Source organism: Cupriavidus sp. BIS7 (assembly GCF_000292345.1).
GTDB lineage: Bacteria > Pseudomonadota > Gammaproteobacteria > Burkholderiales > Burkholderiaceae > Cupriavidus.
Window position 1 is genome coordinate 42,434 of the sequence record NZ_ALOU01000048.1, and the last position, 14,284, is coordinate 56,717.

The 14,284-nt window shown below is 64.8% G+C and carries 17 protein-coding genes; 6 read left to right on the forward strand and 11 right to left on the reverse strand.

Going from position 1 to position 14,284, the window contains the following annotated elements:
- The first annotated feature begins 8 nt into the window (after nt 1-8).
- Nucleotides 9-635 carry an ABC-type transport auxiliary lipoprotein family protein gene (locus B552_RS0117385; RefSeq protein ID WP_019450324.1) on the forward strand — a complete coding sequence of 209 codons (627 nt, stop codon included), beginning with the start codon at nt 9-11 and terminating at the stop codon, nt 633-635.
- 42 nt (nt 636-677) lie between these two features.
- Nucleotides 678-1,970: a VanZ family protein gene (locus B552_RS0117390; RefSeq protein WP_019450325.1), complete on the forward strand. Its 1,293-nt coding sequence runs from the start codon at nt 678-680 to the stop codon at nt 1,968-1,970.
- Here the strand turns inward: B552_RS0117390 and pcp are convergent.
- Genes pcp through pxpB form a run of 6 tightly spaced genes read right to left on the reverse strand, consistent with a single transcriptional unit; the run spans nt 1,967 to nt 6,834 of the window.
- The gene (gene pcp / locus B552_RS0117395; protein ID WP_019450326.1) at nt 1,967-2,623 is read right to left on the reverse strand and encodes a pyroglutamyl-peptidase I; all 657 of its coding nucleotides are present in this window, start codon (nt 2,621-2,623) and stop codon (nt 1,967-1,969) included. The two genes, B552_RS0117390 and pcp, sit on opposite strands and share 4 nt — an antisense overlap.
- A 15-nt stretch (nt 2,624-2,638) precedes the next feature.
- A complete protein-coding gene (locus B552_RS0117400) occupies nt 2,639-3,589 on the reverse strand; it encodes a DUF979 domain-containing protein (protein ID WP_019450327.1) in 951 nt (316 codons plus the stop codon).
- Nucleotides 3,590-3,592: 3 nt separating this feature from the next.
- On the reverse strand, nt 3,593-4,327 hold the full coding sequence (locus tag B552_RS0117405) for a DUF969 domain-containing protein (RefSeq protein WP_019450328.1): 735 nt from the start codon (nt 4,325-4,327) through the stop codon (nt 3,593-3,595).
- A gap of 60 nt (nt 4,328-4,387) precedes the next feature.
- Complete coding sequence (gene pxpA / locus B552_RS0117410; RefSeq protein WP_019450329.1) at nt 4,388-5,128, reverse strand: 5-oxoprolinase subunit PxpA; 741 nt, start codon at nt 5,126-5,128, stop codon at nt 4,388-4,390.
- A gap of 39 nt (nt 5,129-5,167) precedes the next feature.
- A complete protein-coding gene (locus B552_RS0117415) occupies nt 5,168-6,187 on the reverse strand; it encodes a biotin-dependent carboxyltransferase family protein (protein ID WP_019450330.1) in 1,020 nt (339 codons plus the stop codon).
- Nucleotides 6,184-6,834, reverse strand: a complete 651-nt coding sequence (pxpB, locus tag B552_RS0117420; RefSeq protein WP_019450331.1) for a 5-oxoprolinase subunit PxpB — start codon at nt 6,832-6,834, stop codon at nt 6,184-6,186. Before pxpB ends, B552_RS0117415 begins: the two co-directional genes overlap by 4 nt.
- A gap of 353 nt (nt 6,835-7,187) precedes the next feature.
- On the opposite strand from pxpB, the gene B552_RS0117425 reads away from it, so the two are divergent.
- The 3 genes from B552_RS0117425 to B552_RS28130 are packed head-to-tail and all read left to right on the forward strand — an operon-like array spanning nt 7,188 to nt 9,027.
- Entirely contained in the window at nt 7,188-7,754 is a 567-nt protein-coding gene (locus tag B552_RS0117425) for a PAAR domain-containing protein (RefSeq protein WP_019450332.1), read from the forward strand.
- A complete protein-coding gene (locus tag B552_RS0117430; RefSeq protein WP_019450333.1) occupies nt 7,754-8,416 on the forward strand; it encodes a type VI secretion system amidase effector protein Tae4 in 663 nt (220 codons plus the stop codon). The genes B552_RS0117425 and B552_RS0117430 overlap by 1 nt, the downstream gene beginning before the upstream one ends.
- Nucleotides 8,413-9,027: a hypothetical protein gene (locus B552_RS28130; RefSeq protein ID WP_019450334.1), complete on the forward strand. Its 615-nt coding sequence runs from the start codon at nt 8,413-8,415 to the stop codon at nt 9,025-9,027. The genes B552_RS0117430 and B552_RS28130 overlap by 4 nt, the downstream gene beginning before the upstream one ends.
- Before the next feature lie 77 nt (nt 9,028-9,104).
- Here the strand turns inward: B552_RS28130 and lipA are convergent, their stop codons facing one another.
- The 3 genes from lipA to B552_RS0117450 form a co-directional block, all read right to left on the reverse strand.
- Nucleotides 9,105-10,097 carry a lipoyl synthase gene (gene lipA / locus B552_RS0117440; RefSeq protein WP_019450335.1) on the reverse strand — a complete coding sequence of 331 codons (993 nt, stop codon included), beginning with the start codon at nt 10,095-10,097 and terminating at the stop codon, nt 9,105-9,107.
- Between the two features lie 63 nt (nt 10,098-10,160).
- Nucleotides 10,161-10,925, reverse strand: a complete 765-nt coding sequence (gene lipB / locus B552_RS0117445; protein ID WP_348600069.1) for a lipoyl(octanoyl) transferase LipB — start codon at nt 10,923-10,925, stop codon at nt 10,161-10,163.
- A gap of 51 nt (nt 10,926-10,976) precedes the next feature.
- Complete coding sequence (locus B552_RS0117450) at nt 10,977-11,345, reverse strand: DUF2917 domain-containing protein (RefSeq protein WP_019450337.1); 369 nt, start codon at nt 11,343-11,345, stop codon at nt 10,977-10,979.
- Nucleotides 11,346-11,538: 193 nt separating this feature from the next.
- Between B552_RS0117450 and B552_RS0117455 the strand changes: the two genes are divergently transcribed.
- Complete coding sequence (locus B552_RS0117455; RefSeq protein ID WP_019450338.1) at nt 11,539-12,495, forward strand: transcriptional regulator GcvA; 957 nt, start codon at nt 11,539-11,541, stop codon at nt 12,493-12,495.
- A 10-nt stretch (nt 12,496-12,505) separates the two neighbouring features.
- Here B552_RS0117455 and xerC read toward each other — a convergent pair whose 3' ends face one another.
- Both xerC and B552_RS0117465 read right to left on the reverse strand, forming a co-directional pair.
- Nucleotides 12,506-13,582: a tyrosine recombinase XerC gene (xerC, locus tag B552_RS0117460; protein ID WP_019450339.1), complete on the reverse strand. Its 1,077-nt coding sequence runs from the start codon at nt 13,580-13,582 to the stop codon at nt 12,506-12,508.
- A 19-nt stretch (nt 13,583-13,601) separates the two neighbouring features.
- Nucleotides 13,602-14,273: a DUF484 family protein gene (locus tag B552_RS0117465; RefSeq protein WP_019450340.1), complete on the reverse strand. Its 672-nt coding sequence runs from the start codon at nt 14,271-14,273 to the stop codon at nt 13,602-13,604.
- Between the last annotated feature and the right edge of the window lie 11 nt (nt 14,274-14,284).

Consider the following 14,284-nt stretch of genomic DNA (forward strand, 5'->3'; position numbering starts at 1 on the left):
AACGCGCCATGTCCATTGCCCCCGTTCTTCGGCTCACCGCGCTGGGCCTGCTGATCGCACTGTCTGGCTGCAGCCTGCTGTCGCCGCCGCCGTCCACCACCACCTATGACTTTGGCCCGCTGGCCGCGGCGCCGTCGCAACCGCCCGCGAAATTACCGAAGCTGCGCATCACGCAGACTGACGGGCCGGTCTGGATGGACGGCCGCGGCATCTACTACCGGCTGCAATACACGCAGGCGCAGCGACTGCAGGCCTACGCCACGCAACGCTGGATCGACTCCCCGCAGCATCTGTTTGACGATCGCCTGCGCGAAGCCGTGGCCGGGCGCGGTCCGCTGACGTGGACCGGCGATGCGTCCGTGCCTGCGCTGAAGGTGGAACTGCTGGCCTTTGAACAGGTCTTTGACTCTGCAACCAGCAGCCGTGGCGTAGTGCGCGCACGCGCCACCGTCTATCAGAAAGGCATGATCGGGCAAAAAACGTTCGTCGCAGAGCAGCCGGCACCAAGCGCTGATGGCGCGGGCGGCGTGAAAGCATTGTCGGCCAGTGCCGATGCCGTGATTGCGGCAATCCTGGACTGGGCCGCGACGCTACCGCTCGATACCAGCCAGCCCCCGAACCAGGTCCGCCAATGAGCGTAAAGTACCAATCAGGCAGTCCGCTGTCTTACCGTATTCATGGCACAGGCAACGCCCCTGCTCTCTCCTGATCCGCAACAGGACCCGCACACGCCCGAGATCGACGACGGGCTGCTGCCGCGTCACTCGCCGGTGGCGCGCGTGGGCCTGCTCTGCTTCACGTTGCTCGTGGTGTACGCGAGCCTCTATCCGTTCTCTGGCTGGGTCGACAACGGCATCTCGCCGTTTGCGTTCCTGACAGCGCCCAAGCCCCGCTACATCACCGAGTTCGACCTGCTGACCAACGTGCTTGGCTATTGCCCGTTTGGCGGGCTCGTTGTGCTGTCGCTGCATCCACGCGTCTCGGGCGCGCGCGCGACGCTGATCGCACTGGTGGCCGGCGCGCTGCTGTCCGGCACGATGGAGGCGCTGCAGACCTGGCTGCCCACGCGCATCTCGTCGAATATCGACCTGATCACCAATGCATTGGGCTCACTGCTGGGCGCCGCCGTGGTGGCGCCGTTCACGAGCGCGCTGGTCGACCGCGGCACGCTGACGCGGCTGCGTGTCGCGTGGTTCGAACCGCACGCGAGCTTCGCGATCATCCTGATCCTGCTGTGGCCGTTCGCGCAGATCTTCCCGCAGGAACACCTGTTCGGCATGGGTGGCATCGTGCGTGAATGGCTGACGGACCCGGATTCGTGGCCAATGGCGCTGCTGCAGACCTACTTCCCGGCCGTGGTGGCGTTGCAGGACGACATCGGGCTGCGTCCCGACGACATGCAGAGCCAGTTGATGCTGGAGACGCTGGTGACGGCGTCGAGCTGGATCGGCACCGGGCTGTTTGCCTCGATCGCCATGCGCCGTACCGCGCCGATGCTGCGCATCCTGGCGGGCCTGCTGACCGCCGCGCTGATCATCAAGGCTGCAGTGGCCGAACTGCAGTTTCCCGACGACAACGCCTTCAACTGGCTGTCCGAAGGCGGCCGCTTCGCACTGCTGACAAGTTCGCTGGTATTGGTGCTGCTGTTGCGCCTGCCACGCTGGCTGCGCGCCATCCTGGCCACCCTCGCGCTGGCAGCGCTGATTGTGCTGACCAACGTCCTGCCGTCGAACCCCTACGCGTGGATCTCCGAACAGGGCTGGCGCATGGGCCGCTTCGTTCATTTCAACAGCCTTGCACAATGGCTTGGCTGGGTGTGGCCGTTCCTGGCGTTCTGCTACATCGTCTGGCGCTTCGAGCAGGTCGGCGCACGCCGGCGACTGGTACGCCGCGCACGACGCCGCGCCACGGAGCGCGCAGTGGCTGCTGCCACAGAGGGGCATCAGGAGACGAAGCGGCCGCCGGCCTAATGAAGCTGCCCGCCCTGCTCGCGAATATCCGCGTCGGTCGATAGCGCAGTGGCCACCGCCACACGCAGGCCCGTGATCAGCGTGTCGAGTGCCAGGCTTGGTGCGCCCGGATGCCGCGCGGCCTGTTCCGGCAGGTAGGGGATATGGATGAACCCGCCGCGCACGCCAGCAGCACCACGCTGCGCCAGCGCGTGCATCAGTCCATAGAACACGTGATTGCAGACAAAGGTGCCTGCGGTTTGCGAGACCATTGCGGGCACGCCGGCCGCGCGCAGGTCGCGCACGATGGCCTTGATCGGCAGCGTCGAGAAATAGGCCACCGGGCCGTCTTCGGCGATGGCCATGTCGATCGGCTGCGCGCCCGCGTTGTCGGCGATGCGTGCATCGTCGACGTTGATCGCCACGCGCTCGATCGACATCTCGGTGCGGCCGCCTGCCTGCCCCACGGCGATCACCACATCGGGCCGTAGTGACTCCACCAGCGCCGCCATCGCGTCGATGGCATCGCCGAACACGCAGGGCAACTGCCGGGCGACGATCACGGCGTCGCCCACGCGCTGGCCGTCGAGCGCCCGTACCGCCTCCCAGGACGGATTCACCGGTTCGCTCTCGAACGGCTCGAAGCCGGTCAGCAGGACAGTACGGGTAGTCATGACGGATGCCTCCGGTTACATCAGGAAGTACAACAGGATGATGTTGGCCACCAGGATGCACAGCGCGGTGGGGACCTGCGCGCGGATCACGGCGTTCTTGTCTTCCAGCTCCAGCAGTGCGGCCGGCACAATGTTGAAGTTCGCGGCCATTGGCGTCATCAGCGTGCCGCAGTAGCCCGAGAACATGCCGATGGCTGCCATCACAGCCGGATTCGCGTTGAACATGCCTACCAGGATAGGCACGCCCACGCCGCCGGTCATGACCGGGAACGCGGCGAAGCCGTTACCCATGATGACCGTGAACAGCGCCATGCCCACGCAATACACCGCCACGGCTACAAGCTTGTAGTCCATGTTGATGTACGCGGTGGTCAGGTGCGCCACGGCCTTGCCCACGCCTGCATCGGCAAACACCAGGCCCAGCATCGCCAGCATCTGCGGCAGCACCAGTGCCCAGCCCAGCGATTCGGTCAGGCGGCGTGATTCGCGCACGCCCTGCGCCACGGTGTCACGCGTGAGCCAGCAGACCACGGCCAGCGAGATCAGGCAGCCAATACCGAGCGAGACGAACGTGACGTTCTTCGGGTCCAGCAGCGCCAGTCCGGCGATCTTCACGTCCTTGAACAGCACTGTACCAATCACGGTGACCAGCGGGATCAGCAACGCAGGGATGAACAGCTTGTTGCCAAGGCGCTTTGCGCTGTCGCGGCGCTCTTCCTCGGACAAGGTGCCATGCTTGCCATGGCCCACGCCGCCAAACCCGGCGATCAGCGCCATCAGCACCGCGCCCACGCCGACGATCGCCGGAGGAATCTTGTCGCCGACCAGGAAGATGATCGCGTACAGCAGCCAGAACAGCCCCGTGGACAGGCGGCGCGGATGCGTCTTGTCCGCGAACGTCATCAGCGCCGTAATCAGCAGGACGAAGCCTGCCAGCCAGTAGAGATAGTCGATCGAGACAATCATGGCTTACTCCCCTTTCGCTGCGGCAGTGGCCGGCGCGCCGGCGGGCTGCTTGCCGCCCAGTTCGCGCGCGAGCCATCCGTCCAGACGCTTCAGGCGTACGGCATGGATCAGGAACGCGCAGATCGCGGTGGGGATACCCCAGACAGCAATATGCAGCGGTTCGATGTCGATGTTCGACGACAGCAGGAACGTGTGCATCAGGGCAATCGCACCGAACGCCACGAAGATGTCCTCGCCAAAGAACAGGCCGACGTTGTCCGTGGCGGCGCAGAACGCCAGGATGCGCTGGCGCACCGGCTCGGGCAGGTGCCCGAACTTGTTCTCGGCGGCGCCTTCGGCCATCGGGGCCAGCAGCGGACGCACCATCTGCGGATGACCGCCCAGGCTTGTCAGCCCCACCGCCGCGGTGAGTTCGCGCACGGCCAGGTAGACGATCAGCAGGCGGCCCACCGTGGCCGATGCAATGCGCGAGATCCACGCCTGCGCATGCTCACGCAACCCGTGGCGCTCGAGCAGGCCGATCACGGTCAGCGGCAACAGGATGATCAGCGGCAGGCTGCGCGCCTTGACGAACGCCGTGCCGATCGCCGTGAAGATCTGCATGACCGGCATCGATGCTGTCAGCCCTGTGACGATGGCGGCTGCCGCCACCACCATCATGGGATTGAACCGCAGAACAAAGCCAAGGATGATGACGCCGACCCCGAGCAGGGGCCAAAGATTGACAGCCGTTTCCATAGAGAGCACCCGAAAGGATAGGTGGGGGGGCAAAAAGCCGGTGCGTGCGGGCAATGCCCGTCAGTTGCCGGCCCGGACCGCTATGCCTTCCGCGCCGAGCCGTTCCCGGATGCGGCGCGCGAAGGCAAGCGCGTGTGCGCCATCGCCGTGCAGGCACACGGTTTCGGCGCGAATCGGTACCCAGGTACCGTCGATCGCGCGCACCTTCTTGTCGCGGACCATCGACAGCGTCTGGTTCAGGGCCACTTCCTCGTCCTCGTGCAGCGCCCCCGGCGTGCCACGCTTGACCAGCGTGCCGTCAGGGTTGTAGCCGCGGTCGGCGAACACTTCCTCTTTCACGCGCAGGCCCACGTCGCGCGCCATCGAGATCATCCGGCTGTTGGCCAGGCCGAAGAAGACAAGATCCGAGTCATAGTCGCGCACGGCGCGGATGATCGCGTCGCACAGCTGCGCGTCGCGCACGGCCATGTTGTAGAGCGCGCCATGCGGCTTCACGTGCGCGAGCTGTCCGCCCTGCGAGCGCACCATGGCATCCAGCGCGCCGATCTGGTACAGCACGTCGGCGTAGACGGCCTCGGGGTCGCGCTGCATTTCCGTACGGCCAAAGTTCTCGCGATCGGGAAAGCTCGGATGCGCGCCGATGGCTACGTTGTTGTCCAGGGCCCATTTCACGGTCTGCAGCATCGTGGCGGCGTCGCCGGCATGCCAGCCGCAGGCGATATTGGCGGAACTGATCAGCGCGAGCAGCGCTTCGTCGTTGCCGCAGCCTTCGCCGAGGTCGGCGTTCAGATCGATATGCATGGACGTTCTCCGAAGGTATATGGGGCGATGTGGATTCGTTCAGGCCACAAAGCGTGTGTTGGTGCGGCGCCGCGCGGCAATCTGCATGCCGTCGTGCTGCCAGCGCAGCGCCTGGTCGATCTGGCGCAGGTAGCGGTCCACTTCGGCCTGTGCCGCGGTGGCCTGTTCCAGCGTGACCTGCTGGAAGCGCACGCTTGCGCCGAGCGGGACCTGGGCAAGGCGCCAGAGATCGGCGCCAATCACCGTGCCGATCTTCGGGTAGCCGCCCGTGGTCTGCGCATCGCTCATCAGCGCGATCGGCTGGCCGGACGGCGGCACCTGCATCACACCCGGCACCACGCCGTGCGACAGCAGATCGCCCGAGCGCTCCGCACGGCGCGCCAGCACCGGACCCTGCAGGCGCAGGCCCATGCGGTTGCTCTGCGGCGTGATAGTCCATTCGGACTGCCACAGCGCGGCCTGCGACGCGGGTTCGAAATCGGGATACTCGGGGCCGGGCAGCATGCGGATGGTGATCGTGTGGCCCGCATCGTGCGCGGGCAGCGCCCAGTCGGGCGCGGCCACGCCAACCCAGTCCTGTTCTTCGGCGATACCGGGACGGCCCACGGGAAGGAGGTCGCCTTCGCGCAGCACGCGGCCCTCGAAGCCGCCATAGCCCGACTTGAGATCGGTGCTGCGGGAATTCATGACCAGCGGCACGTCGATACCGCCCGCCACGCAGAGGTAGGTGCGCGTGCCGCCGCGCGGTGACGGCAGCGTGAGCGTCTCGCCACGGCGCACGTTGAACGCATGCCACGACCAGACCGGCACGCCGTCCAGGTTCGCGCTGCATTCGGCGCCGGTCAGCGCCACGCGCATATCGGCGTCGAAGCGCAGCGCGGCACGGCCCAGCGTGAATTCGATCGCCGCGGCACCGAGGTCATTGCCAAGCAGGCGATTGCCCACGCGCAGCGCCAGATCATCTGCCGCGCCCGAACGGCCCACGCCGAAGCGGCGGAACCCAACGCGGCCCAGATCCTGTACCGATGCCTGTGCTCCAGGACGAATGATCTCGATCACAGCAGGATCTCCTCGGCGACAAAACGCACGGTATCGCCCGGCGCGAACAGCGACGGCGGGTCGCGATCGGCCACGAACAACTGGGCTTCGGTGCGCCCGATCAGTTGCCATCCGCCCGGCAGCACCGCCGGATAGATCCCAGTCTGCTCGCCGCCAATACCCACAGCACCGGCCGGCACTGAAAGGCGCGGCTCGCGGCGGCGCGGCGTGGCCAACTCTGGCGCCAGTCCGCCCATATAGGCAAAGCCGGGCTGGAAGCCAAGGAAATAGACCACGTACTCACCGGCCACGTGCCGACGCACCACCTCCTCGGGTGTCAGGCCCGTGTGGGCGGCCACGTCTGCCAGGTCAGGCCCGAACTCGCCGCCATAGCGCACAGGAATCTCCACCAGCTTGCCCGTGGCGTTGCGCGTCTCGCCCGATGCCCATGCGAGCTTCAGGTTGCGCTCGAGCGCAACCACGTCGGCCGTGCCGTCGAAGATCACGGTGAGGTTGTTCATGCCCGGCACCACGTCCACCACGCCGCGCCAGTCGGCGGCACGCGCGGCCATCGCCCAGATACGGCGCTGGACATCCAGCGACGCCGGTGGCTCGACGCTATAGAGCAGCGCCTGTTCTGCCAGACGATGGACGGTGCATTGGGGCATGGTGGAGCTCGCGAGGTAAATGCAGCCCGTGGTCCCAAGCAGTGTAGGCGCCACAGGACCACGGTGCGAACTCGCCGATGAAGCCGACGCGACTCAATCGAATTTCATCGACGATTTATCGATAAATTCATGTTATCGAAACTTGGCCGTGCTCGGCACTCGGTGTTGACCCTAGGTGTTTGGGGGCTATTTGGGGATGGGATGGGGGCAGCGATGCGCAAAAAGGCGCGTCCGCCGCCGTCATCAGACAGCCACGCCGCCTTTTGACTGTAGGCAAGTACTCGCGAGCTTGGGACAGCATGGCAGTTTTGCGGTGCTAGATTGAGCGCCTCTTACAGCACAGGAGGTGCCACATGATCCGATGCAATTTGGTAAAGGGTGACAAGTCAGCTACGGGCGGCCAAGCGCTGGAAGGGATTGCGCTGTGCACCATCAAGGGCAAGGAGATGGCCTTCCTGGGAGCAGAGGTCTATTGCCCCGCCTGCAAGACAACTGGAGAAATCGTCGGCGTCGGCCCGCGACATCCCAACAACTTGATGGGCAAGCAGCAAGCATTGGAAGATGACATTTGCGTCTGCCGGTGCAACCCACCGCCAGTCATGATCGCGTCCCAGCGAGAGGTATTTCACAGCTTCACGGCGGCGGAACTCGCAGCCATGGGGTTCGATGCAACTGGCAAGCCTCTTGAGCGTTTGGCGAAGACCCGCAATGACGGCCAGTATCAGTTCCACGAGCAGGTGCAATTGTCAGCGCCGCCGGGGTACGACCTCGCAGGCATGCGCTATCTGATCAAAGGCTCGGACGGTTCAGTCCAGCAGGGCACCGTGCCGGAGGACGGCCAGCTTCCGCGAATCTTTACGTCGCACGAAGCCACCTACACGGTGCTCTGGGGCGATCAAGCTGCTGCGGAGGACGAGTGATGACAGTCGCTGCCCGCCACAAAGTCCCTGCAACCGGCAAGTTCAAGGTCAAGACGAGTCGGACGCCGGATTCCGTTGTTTGCCTCGATGTCGAGCCAGTCACGTTCGCCCAGCTTTGGGCAAGTTATCCGAAAGAGGGGAAGCCCCATAAGAACCCAAATTACAAAAACCAATGCGCAATTCGGGTCAGCATTGCTTTGCACGGAGCAGGGGTCACCATGGAGTCCTTCTCCGAAAGGAAGGTGCCAAAGATGCCGGGAAAGAAAACTCTGGGGCGCGATTTATACGGCGAGCCCAAGAGGCCTGTCGCCCTGCGTGCCTATGAGATGGCGACATGGCTAAAGCAGCAGCGGCAGTTTTGTGGAATGCCAGCTAAGCCACAGGACATCACAGGCGAAGATTGGGAGATGAAGGTACGAGGCCGCACCGGCATCATTTATTTCTTTGGCTATTGGCGACAGGAAGGTGATGCCCACGGCGGCGAGCTTACCGGTGGACATATCGATCTTTGGAATGGCCAGAGATTGACGGTCAGTAGCCTGCCAAGCGTCTTTTCCACATTCGGCCGATGGGCGGGTTTCAGCTCTGCGCTACCTCGGTGGTCATGGGGGTATGCCGATTTGGGACTTTCAAGGGAAATCCTGTTTTGGGAGATCAAGTGAAAACTCCAGTTCTCGTCCGGCGACTGATCGCGGTCTGCCTGTTTGCCGTGCTGATGATCGTGCCCCTGTATCTCGCATCGAGCAGCTTCACTTGGAATCTGCGTTACCCCACGCCATTGCCAGCATTGTTTCTGCTTGCGCTGGCTGGCTGCGTGGGTCTGGTCCTGACCTGTATGGCGTTGAATTGGCAAAGCCTGGCCAGCAGCCGGTCGTACTTGATGTTGTCCTGCACCGTTTGCCTGGCACTCACTGTCGCGCTGGGCGCCTTCTACTTCATGGAAGCGTTTCGGGACATTGCCACCATGCACAGGACAAGTCTGATTCGAGCGGACGAACGCCATCCTCACATGGCCATTGCGACCAAGGACGTGGAAGGGATCTACTACGAGGGAGATTATTCGAAAGCAGTCCCCATTCGCCAATGGGAACGTTGTGTGCTGAGCGGCACGATGACGTGCTCAGAAAAACCCAGGACTGCCTATATGGACTGCCAATCCAAGGGACGTTTGCACGTGACGGAGCGCTATTGGAAAGACTTTGCGCTCATTCCAAGAGAAAACGCGCCGGGAGTCGCCCCGATCAAGACCATCAACCAGTGCGACGAGGACTGAGGCCTCCGTCATCACACATTGTGGCAGTACAACGCCACAGATCTCCGGTCAGCCCAACGGGCCGACCGGGGAACGCATCAAGCAAACCCAGCCTGATGCGCCTGCTGATCCGCGTGGTACGAGCTACGCACCATCGCGCCAACCGCTGCATGCGTGAAGCCCATCTTGTAGGCCTCTTCCTCGAACATCTTGAAGGTGTCCGGGTGGACGTAGCGCGTGACCGGCAGGTGGTGGTTCGACGGCGCGAGGTATTGGCCGATCGTCAGCATGTCGATGTCGTGGGCGCGCATGTCGCGCATGACTTCGAGGATTTCCTTGTCGGTCTCGCCCAGGCCCACCATCAGGCCCGACTTGGTCGGCACGTTCGGATTGCGGCGCTTGAATTCCTGCAGCAGTTTCAGCGAGTGCGCGTAGTCGGCGCCGGGGCGTGCCTGCTTGTACAGGCGCGGCACGGTTTCCATGTTGTGGTTCATCACGTCGGGCGGGCATGCCTGCAGGATGTCCAGTGCCTTGTCCAGGCGGCCACGGAAGTCCGGCACCAGCACTTCGATGCGCGTGTTCGGCGACAGCTCGCGCGTCTGCGAGATGCAATCGACGTAGTGCTGGGCACCGCCGTCGCGCAGGTCGTCACGGTCGACGCTGGTGATCACCACGTAGTTGAGCTTGAGCTGGGCGATCGTGCGCGCCAGGTTGCCGGGCTCGTCGACGTCGAGCGGGTCCGGGCGGCCGTGGCCCACGTCGCAGAACGGGCAGCGGCGCGTGCACTTGTCGCCCATGATCATGAACGTGGCCGTGCCCTTGCCGAAGCATTCGCCGATGTTCGGGCAGCTTGCTTCCTCGCACACGGTCACAAGCTTGTTGGCGCGCAGGATGTCCTTGATCTCGTAGAAGCGGGAATTGCCCGTGGCGGCCTTGACGCGAATCCAGTCCGGCTTCTTGAGCTTCTCGGCCGGCACGATCTTGATGGGGATGCGGGCGGTCTTCTCGGCCGACTTCTGCTTCTTGGTCGGATCGTAGTCGGCGGGGGATTGCGGGGCTTCGCTGGACGTGGCGATCGGTGCGTCGCTCATACTGTTCTCCGCACGCGGGTTAGCGTGCAATGTAGGCTGTCAATGTAGCCGGGCAAGCCATGTTCAGGCGGCCTCGGCAGCGGCTTGTCCCTGCGCCGGCGCACGCGCTTCGCGTACGGCCAGCACCTCGCACAGGGCCGCCGCCAGGCGTTGTGCGATTTCGGGTTGTTGGGTCGCAGTGACGGGCAGGGGCGCGGCGCCATCGGCATCGTCCGCCGCCGTGAAGGTGGCGCCCGCGATGGCCATGTCGACTGTCTCCAGTCCGGCATAGCCGCAGGGGTTGATGCGCAGGAACGGTGACAGGTCCATCTGCACGTTTAGGCTGACGCCGTGATAGCTGCAGCCGTTGCGGATCTTGAGACCGAGCGCGGCGATCTTCGCGCCCCGGTGCGTACCTTCGGACAGGTAGATGCCTGGGGCGCCGGCCTTGCGTTCGGCTGCGAGATTATACGCCGCGAGCGTGTCCAGCACCGCCTGCTCGATATCGTGCACAAGCTCGCGCACCATCAGGTGGCGACGGCGCAAATCCAGCAGCAGATAGGCCACAACCTGACCCGGTCCGTGATATGTGATTTGTCCGCCCCTGTCGATCTTTACGACGGGGATCGCTTCGTCAGGAGCCAGAAGGTGTGCGGGATCGCCAGCCTGGCCGAGCGTGTAGACCGGCGGGTGCTCGACCAGCCAGATCTGGTCGGGCGTATCTGGCGTGCGGGCGGCGGTGAAGTCCCGCATGGCGTCGAAACAGGGCTCATATGGCTGGCGGCCCTGATCGATGACTTGAATCGGATGCATGCCCGAGAGTGTAACGAAAAGGGCCGACCTACGCAGAACGCAGGCCGGCCCAGTTACCGGTGATGATCGTGTGGCGGCCGGGCGACTTCAGGACGCGGCGACCTTGTCTTCAGAAGGCGTCCATTCCGTGCCTCGAACCAGACGCCGCAAGGCGCGGTATGCAAGATGCGGTACATCGGCCAGTGTCAGCGCCGGGCGGCGGGCTTCGGCAATCAGCGCCAGCCGCACCGGGCCCGAGGCACGTGGGTCGATGCTGAGCACGATCTCGTCACCGCGCCGCAGCAGCAGGCTGGACCCGCAGCGCAGCCAGTAATCCTCGGAATCTTTCTCGCGGGTTACCCATACGTCCACGCCATTCGCATCTTCCACAAACAGACGTTGAGCCGCGTGCAGGGACAGCGCGGTGACTTCGCCGGGGGCAAGCGTGAAGACGGTCGTTGTGAGCAAGGCTTTCATGGTGGCTTCTCCGTGAGTCCGGATGGCTCTGTGTGGTCAGCATTCCCGAAACTGGCTTGGTAATTGGACCGGGCCAGTTATTCAATGCATCCAGAGGGATCCGGTGAACTGAATTCTAGTGATTGCCCTGCCACTATCAAAACGATATATATTCCTGTGTCTTGTTAGACAAACTCACATAGACGAGGTCATCATGGTCTGGAGCGGAGCCTGGAATCCTGACGAGCCGCGAAGCTGGAAGCGCGAGTTTCCGCGACTCCCCGCGCTGGCGGCGCTACGGACGTTCGAAGCCGCCGCGCGCCACGAGAGCTTCTCGCGCGCCGCCGCCGAACTGTTCGTCACGCACGGTGCGGTCAGCCATCAGATCCGCGCGCTGGAGGAAGAACTCGGCCAGCAGTTGTTCGAACGCCGCGGCAAGCGCGTGATGCTGACGACCAACGGCCGCCTCTACGCCGAACGCGTGCGCGACGCGCTACTGCAGATTGCCGACGCCACGCGCGCGCTGCAGGCAGGCAATCGCGACAAGCGCCTGACCATCAGCACCATGCCGTCATTCGCCGCGCGCTGGCTCACACCGCGCATCGGCAGCTTTATCGAGCAGCACCCGGAGCTGGAGGTGGAACTGCTGTCGTCGAACTCGCTCGTCGACTTCACGGCCGAAGAGGTCGACATCGCGCTGCGCATGGGCAGCGGCATCTATCCGGGCCTGTATGTGGAGCGGCTGCTCGACGATGTGTTCTTCCCGGTCTGCAGCCCGCGCTTCAACGGCGGGCGCCTGCCCGAACAGCCGGCGCACATGGCTGGCATGCCGCTGCTGCGCGGCGAAGGCGATCCGTGGAAGCCGTGGTTCGAAGCCGCCGGGCTGGACTGGCCCGAGCCTACCCGCGGCCTGATGCTGCAGGATTCCTCCCTGCTGCTGCAGGCCGCCGCCGAGGGACAAGGCGTGGCGCTGATCCGTTCGTCGCTGGCCTACAACGACCTGCTGTCCGGGCGCGTGGTGCGCTTGTTCGACGTCAGCATCCCGTGCCCCTGGCTGCTTCATTTCGTCTGCACGCACGCCAGCCTTGAGACGCCCAAGGTCCAGGCGTTCCGGCACTGGCTGCTGCCCGAGATGGAACGCTTCCGCAACATCCTTTCGCAGTGGACCTGAGCCCACGGACCTAGTCCTTGCTGGACTCGTCTGGCGGGGATTCGGGCGCTTCGGGTGGCAGTTCGGCAGCCGCCTTGTCCTTGTGGGCGCGGCCGGCACGCGGGTGGGCCTGGTCGTAGACCTTGGCCAGATGCTGGAAATCGAGCGAGGTGTAGATCTGCGTTGTGGCGATGCTCGCGTGCCCGAGCATTTCCTGCACCGCTCGCAGGTCGCCCGAGGACTGCAGCATGTGCGTGGCAAACGAGTGGCGCAGCATGTGCGGATGGACGTCGCTGGGCACGCCTGCAGCCAGCGCCTGCCGCTTGATACGCTGCTGCACCGTGCTGACCGGCAGGCGCCGCCCGCGCGTGCCAAGGAACAGTGCGTGGGCGTCCTCGGGCAGCGCGCCAGGACGCAGCAAAATGTCACGAACCTTGAGCCACGCGCGCAGCGCCTCCATCGCCTTGCTGCCCACCGGCACCGTGCGCCGGCGCGAGCCCTTGCCGAGCACGGTCACCTCGGCGCCATCGAGGTCGAGCCAGCCAGCCGAACGGTAATCACCGTCCTCCGTATAGCGCACATCGAGCTGGATCAACTCAGACAGCCGCAGACCGCTGGAATAGAACAGTTCGAAAACCGCCTGATCGCGCAGCGCTTCTGCGGTGTCGTCCTGGCGATGGGCGACCAGCGCCACCGCATGCTCGACCGACAATGCCTTGGGCAACGGCCTGCCGCGCTTCGGGGCACGGACGCCGTCGACGGGATTGGCCTGCACACCGTGGCCATGACGCGCGGCCCAGAGATAGAAGCCGCGCCATGCGGAAAGCGTTCTGGCGATGGTGCGTGCCGACAGGCCGCTGCCATGCAGGCGCGCCGCAAACGAACGGATATGGCGGGTTTCCAGCGCCAGCAGCGCCACGCCGGGCGCCTGGCGCACGGCCTGCGACTGCAGCACGGACAGATCGTGCGAGTAGCTGGTCAGCGTGTGCTCGGCGAGCTTGCGGCTGGAGGCCAGCCAGTCGAGATAGCGCACCACCAGCGGGTCCGGGGCCGGCTTTTCAGTCGGCGCCTCATCGGCCTCGGTGCGTGCCGGCTGGCGCGTGCGCATTGGAAGATTCGAGGTGCGCTCAGTCGCGCAGGCGGTTCAGCGCGGCACCGGCCACTTCACCGATCTGGGACAGGTAGGCGGTGCCCATGCCTTCGTGGAAGCGGCGCGCTTCGGGCGAGCCGAGCACCAGCAGGCCGAATGCGGCACCGGGCGCTTCCCCGGCCGACTTCGCCGGTACGCGCAGCGACACCATGGCCAGCGACGCGATGTCGTCGCGCTCGAGCAGCCCCGCGGCTTCAAAACCGGCGTTCGCGCCGCAGAACGGTGCGCGCAGTCCCTCGGCGAACAGGCGCAGGTCGTCACTGGCGCCCTGTGCCACTTCCATGTGAGCGAAGGCCTCGCCGACGTTCCACAGGCGCAGCGCCACGGCGGGCACATCGAACACCTGCTGCAGGCCGTCCTGCACTGCATAAGGCAGCGCGTGGGAATCGGCCTCGGCCAGCAGGCGCAGTTGCCACGTATGCATGCGCTGCTGCGTGCGATCGTTGTCGTGGCCATGACGGACAAGGTCCGCCAGCTTGAGTTCGAGACCCTTGTTCTTCTCGCGCAGGATTTCCATCTGGCGCTCCTGCAGCGACACGGCGCGGTGGCTGTGCGGGCTGGTCAGTTGCACCGTGGCCAGCAGTTCGGCGTGTTCCTCGAAAAACTGCGGGTGGCCCTGCAGGTAAGCGGCGACGTCTTGAGCGTTCATGAGCTTCTACC

Excerpts from the sequence above, each read along its gene's own strand:
- B552_RS0117385 (WP_019450324.1), top strand. The coding sequence starts at position 9 with ATGTCCATTGCCCCCGTTCTTCGGCTCACCGCGCTGGGCCTGCTGATC.
- B552_RS0117390 (WP_019450325.1), top strand. The coding sequence starts at position 678 with ATGGCACAGGCAACGCCCCTGCTCTCTCCTGATCCGCAACAGGACCCG.
- pcp (WP_019450326.1), bottom strand. The coding sequence starts at position 2,623 with ATGACTACCCGTACTGTCCTGCTGACCGGCTTCGAGCCGTTCGAGAGC.
- B552_RS0117400 (WP_019450327.1), bottom strand. The coding sequence starts at position 3,589 with ATGATTGTCTCGATCGACTATCTCTACTGGCTGGCAGGCTTCGTCCTG.
- B552_RS0117405 (WP_019450328.1), bottom strand. The coding sequence starts at position 4,327 with ATGGAAACGGCTGTCAATCTTTGGCCCCTGCTCGGGGTCGGCGTCATC.
- pxpA (WP_019450329.1), bottom strand. The coding sequence starts at position 5,128 with ATGCATATCGATCTGAACGCCGACCTCGGCGAAGGCTGCGGCAACGAC.
- pxpB (WP_019450331.1), bottom strand. The coding sequence starts at position 6,834 with ATGCCCCAATGCACCGTCCATCGTCTGGCAGAACAGGCGCTGCTCTAT.
- B552_RS0117425 (WP_019450332.1), top strand. The coding sequence starts at position 7,188 with ATGATCCGATGCAATTTGGTAAAGGGTGACAAGTCAGCTACGGGCGGC.
- B552_RS0117430 (WP_019450333.1), top strand. The coding sequence starts at position 7,754 with ATGACAGTCGCTGCCCGCCACAAAGTCCCTGCAACCGGCAAGTTCAAG.
- lipA (WP_019450335.1), bottom strand. The coding sequence starts at position 10,097 with ATGAGCGACGCACCGATCGCCACGTCCAGCGAAGCCCCGCAATCCCCC.
- B552_RS0117450 (WP_019450337.1), bottom strand. The coding sequence starts at position 11,345 with ATGAAAGCCTTGCTCACAACGACCGTCTTCACGCTTGCCCCCGGCGAA.
- B552_RS0117455 (WP_019450338.1), top strand. The coding sequence starts at position 11,539 with ATGGTCTGGAGCGGAGCCTGGAATCCTGACGAGCCGCGAAGCTGGAAG.
- xerC (WP_019450339.1), bottom strand. The coding sequence starts at position 13,582 with ATGCGCACGCGCCAGCCGGCACGCACCGAGGCCGATGAGGCGCCGACT.
- B552_RS0117465 (WP_019450340.1), bottom strand. The coding sequence starts at position 14,273 with ATGAACGCTCAAGACGTCGCCGCTTACCTGCAGGGCCACCCGCAGTTT.